General features: G+C 62.7%; 6 protein-coding genes. 4 read left to right on the plus strand and 2 right to left on the minus strand.

Annotated elements, in window-relative coordinates:
• On the plus strand, positions 1-297 hold a 297-nt coding region (locus EOD15_RS29515), incomplete at its 5' end, for a TetR/AcrR family transcriptional regulator C-terminal domain-containing protein (protein WP_185929110.1).
• An 18-nt stretch (positions 298-315) separates the two neighbouring features.
• On the plus strand, positions 316-1335 hold the full coding sequence (gene ilvC, locus EOD15_RS29520) for a ketol-acid reductoisomerase (RefSeq protein ID WP_127322642.1): 1020 nt from the start codon (positions 316-318) through the stop codon (positions 1333-1335).
• 101 nt (positions 1336-1436) lie between these two features.
• On the opposite strand, the gene EOD15_RS29525 is transcribed toward ilvC, so the two are convergent.
• A complete protein-coding gene (locus tag EOD15_RS29525) occupies positions 1437-1997 on the minus strand; it encodes a BA14K family protein (protein ID WP_127322643.1) in 561 nt (186 codons plus the stop codon).
• Between the two features lie 189 nt (positions 1998-2186).
• On the opposite strand from EOD15_RS29525, the gene EOD15_RS29530 reads away from it, so the two are divergent.
• Both EOD15_RS29530 and EOD15_RS29535 read left to right on the plus strand, forming a co-directional pair.
• A complete protein-coding gene (locus tag EOD15_RS29530) occupies positions 2187-3299 on the plus strand; it encodes an endonuclease/exonuclease/phosphatase family protein (protein WP_127409086.1) in 1113 nt (370 codons plus the stop codon).
• A gap of 3 nt (positions 3300-3302) precedes the next feature.
• Positions 3303-4019, plus strand: a complete 717-nt coding sequence (locus EOD15_RS29535; protein WP_127323111.1) for a hypothetical protein — start codon at positions 3303-3305, stop codon at positions 4017-4019.
• On the opposite strand, the gene EOD15_RS29540 is transcribed toward EOD15_RS29535, so the two are convergent.
• Positions 4016-4258: a hypothetical protein gene (locus EOD15_RS29540; protein ID WP_127328948.1), complete on the minus strand. Its 243-nt coding sequence runs from the start codon at positions 4256-4258 to the stop codon at positions 4016-4018. The genes EOD15_RS29535 and EOD15_RS29540 overlap by 4 nt on opposite strands.
• Positions 4259-4352: the final 94 nt, after the last annotated feature.

The following is a 4352-nucleotide window of genomic DNA, read 5'->3' on the forward strand; positions in this document are numbered from 1 at the left end:
GGTTCGGGTAAGGACAATCTCGGCGCCGTGGTGCTGGAGAACGGCCGCTTCGCATTGGCCAAACGGTTGAAGCCGGTGCTTGAGGCCGGCCGACGGACCGGGCTTTTGGATTTCGCGGATGCCGAGACGGCGTTCCGCACCTTTTTCGGGCTGGTCGCCCGCGACGTGCAGATCCGTCTGCTGCTTGGCGACCGGCTGGAATTGACTGAGGCGGCGATCGGCGGCGATGCCGCGCGCGCGACGCAGCAGTTTCTCGCTCTACATGGAGCAACAACCGGCCGCAAGGCTGATTCATAAAACGGGAAGGAAGACAAAATGCGCGTCTATTACGATCGTGATGCCGATCTCAATCTGATCAAGGGCAAGAAGGTCGCCATCATCGGCTATGGCAGCCAGGGCAGGGCGCACGCGCTCAACCTCAAGGATTCCGGCGCCAAGGAAATCGCCATCGGTCTCAAGGCCGGCTCGGCGACCGCCAACAAGGTCGAGGCCGACGGGCTCAAGGTCATGAGCGTGGCCGACGCCGCCAAATGGGCCGACCTGATGATGATGGCAACGCCGGACGAGCTGCAGGCCGACATCTACAAGAACGAGATCGCGCCGAACATCCGCGATGGTGCCGCTATCGCCTTCGCGCACGGCCTCAACGTGCATTTCGGCCTGATCGAGCCGAAGTCGACGGTCGACGTCGTCATGATCGCGCCGAAGGGTCCCGGCCACACGGTGCGCGGCGAATACCAGAAGGGCGGCGGCGTGCCGTGCCTGGTCGCCGTCAACCAGGACGCCTCGGGCAATGCGCTCGACCTGGCCCTGTCCTACGCCTGCGGCGTCGGCGGCGGCCGTTCGGGCATAATCGAGACCAATTTCCGCGAGGAATGCGAGACCGACCTGTTCGGCGAGCAGGTCGTGCTGTGCGGCGGTCTGGTCGAGCTGATCCGGGCCGGTTTCGAGACGCTGGTGGAAGCCGGCTACGCGCCTGAGATGGCCTATTTCGAGTGCCTGCACGAGGTCAAGCTGATCGTCGACCTGATCTATGAAGGCGGCATCGCCAACATGAACTACTCGATCTCGAACACCGCCGAATGGGGCGAATATGTCTCGGGCCCGCGCATCATCACCGCCGAGACCAAGGCCGAGATGAAGCGCGTGCTGAAGGACATCCAGACGGGAAAATTCACCTCGGAGTGGATGCAGGAATACCGCGCCGGCATGTCCCGCTTCAAGGGCATCCGCCGCAACAATGACAGCCACCAGATCGAGGAAGTCGGCGCCAAGCTGCGCGCGATGATGCCCTGGATTTCCAAGAACAAGCTGGTCGACAAGGCCAAGAACTGAGCGAAATCCACAAGCGCTCGAAAACAGCGGCTTCCATGAACAAAAACGGCGCCAAGTGGCGCCGTTTTTCATTCTGTCGGTCAGCTCAGCTACAGGTCAGCTCAATAGGGTGAGTAGCACTGCTGGCGCGGGCCGTTGTAGGGCTGGAAGGTGTTGTCGTAGGCCCGGTACGACCGGTAGCGGTTGTAGCACCATTGGACATGGGCGCTCGAAAGCCGTCCCGCGCGGTAGTAGCGGCGCGGCGCCGGCCGATCGTAGTAGTCGTAATTGTTGTACATGCTGCCGAGGCCGAGCCCCAGGCCAAGGCCGAGAATCGCGGCACTCGCGCCATCATCGTAATAACGGCCGCCGCGATAGTGATGGCGACCATGGCGCCAACGCCAGTTGTCTCCGTCATTCCAGTGACCGCCGCCGCCCTGCCAGTGTCGACGGCCGCCGTTCCAGTTGCCCGACCGGCGCCATCTCCAATCATTGTTGAACTGACGGTTGTTGCCGCCCGCCCAGCTGTCGCGGACAGGCGTGACATTCGGCGCCGCCGTGCTGGTGGGTATCGACAGATCCGGCTGCATGATCGGTCCGGCGGCGGACGGTGCCGTGACGCCGGAAAGGATACCGAGGGCTATCAGCCCCGATTTGACCGTGGAAGAAAAGAGCGAATTCATTGCACTCTCCAAGAGTTACAGGCCCCGCGCCCACCCGAGGAATGGGGCAACAATGGATGTTTGCATCTGAACGGCGGATGAACGGAAAGGTTCCGTCAACCATGACGCGAACGCACCCAGGACCAATCGATCTCAGATGGTGGTCCTGCGCGCTTGTTTTCCGAAGCACTTGCGGGCAAAGGTCATGGCATGTCGCTGCGCCTTGCCACCTTCAATGTCGAGAACCTGATGAACAGGTTCGATTTTTCCGGCTATCGCAACCAGCTCAACGAGGATCGAACACTGGCGCTGTTCGATATCCAGACCGAGGCGGAATACAGGATCCTGGAGCAGGCCCGCGCCATCGCCCAGTCCGACGACACGCGCCAACTGACGGCGCTGGCGATCGCTGCCACCCGCGCCGACATCATCTGCATGCAGGAAGTCGACAATATCGAGGCGTTAAAGGCGTTCGAATACGGCTATTTGTTCAAAATGGTGGGGCAGGGCTACCGGCAGAAATACACCACATCGGGCAATGATTCGCGCGGCATCGACGTGGCCGTGATGATGCGCAACGAAACCGCGCAGGGCCAGCCGATCGAATTCGTGCGCATGACCAGCCACGCCTATGTCACCTACGAGCAGTTCGGGCTGCACACGCCGGAACTCGAGGCACAAGGCAATCAGGCCAATGAGCGCATTTTCCGGCGCGACTGCCTGGAGATCGACATCACCGTGGGCGGCGTGCCGCTGACGCTCTATCTCGTGCATTTCAAGTCGATGGGCTCGCCGCGCAACGGGCTCGACGGGCGCGAGGCGACGATGCCGGTGCGCATCGCAGAGGCGCAGGCCGTGCGCCGTATCATCGAGGAGCGCTTCGGCAAGGACTATGCCGCCGACAAGAGCTGGGCGATATGCGGCGACATGAATGATTATCGCCAGCGCGTGAAGGTGGCCGGCGATGCGATCGACGGCTATCGCTTCGAGGTGGTCGACGAAGCCCTGTCCTGCATCAACGTGCTGACGGCAGGCGGCTTTTGCGAAAATGTCGTTGAGCGGCGGCCGGAGATGAACCGCTGGAGTTTCTACCACACGCGAGGACCCGAAGAGCGGCATCTGTGCCAGCTCGACTACATCCTGTTGTCGAAGGGGCTCGCCGCCAGCAACGCAACGGCCGTTCCCGACATCATCCGCAACGGCCAGCCCTGGCGCACCATCTTTCCGCCGGGGCAGGAGGTCGACCGGTTTCCGCGCGCCGGCTGGGACCGACCGAAGGCATCGGACCATTGCCCAGTGGCGATCACGCTGGACATGACCTGACGCATGAGTTTCGACCTTCCGCGCAACGTCATCCTGCCGGTCGACGACATCGACGTCCGGCTCGATCCCGGTCCGCACCCTTTCGCAAGGGACAATGCAGAGGCGATCGCCGAGAACTGGCAGCACGAAATCGCCGCCAATCCGGCGCTGTTCGACGGCATGGTGGTGCTGCTGTCGCAACTTGCCTACCGCGACAGCCGTCTCGTCGGCCGCTGCCACGCGGTCAATTACTCGACGTTCATGCTGTGGCGGAAGCGGCGCGAGAATTCGGGCGCCGAGCATGCCTATGCCCATGCCATGCTGGTGGCCGGCGACAATGCGCTGGTGGCGATCCGCATGGGTCCTCACACAGTCAACGCCGGCCGCGTCTATTTCGCCGCCGGCTCGTTCGAGCCGGTCGATTTTCGCGACGGGCTGGTCGATGTCGATTTCAACATGATCCGTGAGGTGCGCGAGGAAACCGGGCTCGACCTGTCAGGTGTTGAACGCGGCAAGCGCTACCATGCCATGTCGACCAGCAGCGGCACGGTGATCTTTCGCCGCTACCACGCGGCGGCGCCTGCCGACGAGATCGCCAGGCGCATCTCAGCCTTCGTCGCCACCGAGACCGAGCCGGAGATCGAGGGACCGGTGATCATCCGCCATGCCGCCGACCTGCCGGATGGGCTCTCGCCGCACATGAAGCCGCTGATCGAGTGGCATTTCGCAAACGGGAATTAAGGGCGCGTCTTGTTCTGCGCCGCGTTGCGATCGTTGCGGGCGGCGACGAGGAACAGGATAAAGCCGATGCCGAGCAAGCCGCCCATCGCCATACCCATGGTCTGGCCGACGACTGCCTGGAAGTCAGCGGTGACGCGATCGGGATTGGCCATGCCGAAGCGGGCGAGATACCACCAGATGCCTGCAAGACCTGCCTCGATGACCACCATCGCCAGGACCAGTCGCGCCTTCTTGCTCATCCCGCATTCCTCCACCCAGGTGAATTGCCCTAGCATCGCGAACGGCGCGGCGACAGTGGCGGGCAGGGTGGAAACACCGAAGACTGTGCAAAAC

Source organism: Mesorhizobium sp. M7A.T.Ca.US.000.02.2.1 (assembly GCF_003996995.1).
Classification (GTDB): Bacteria; Pseudomonadota; Alphaproteobacteria; order Rhizobiales; family Rhizobiaceae; genus Mesorhizobium.

Bases quoted from the DNA above. Each gene is read 5' to 3' on its own strand.
- EOD15_RS29530 (WP_127409086.1), top strand. From the start codon at position 2,187: ATGTCGCTGCGCCTTGCCACCTTCAATGTCGAGAACCTGATGAACAGG.
- ilvC (WP_127322642.1), top strand. From the start codon at position 316: ATGCGCGTCTATTACGATCGTGATGCCGATCTCAATCTGATCAAGGGC.
- EOD15_RS29525 (WP_127322643.1), bottom strand. From the start codon at position 1,997: ATGAATTCGCTCTTTTCTTCCACGGTCAAATCGGGGCTGATAGCCCTC.
- EOD15_RS29535 (WP_127323111.1), top strand. From the start codon at position 3,303: ATGAGTTTCGACCTTCCGCGCAACGTCATCCTGCCGGTCGACGACATC.
- EOD15_RS29540 (WP_127328948.1), bottom strand. From the start codon at position 4,258: ATGAGCAAGAAGGCGCGACTGGTCCTGGCGATGGTGGTCATCGAGGCA.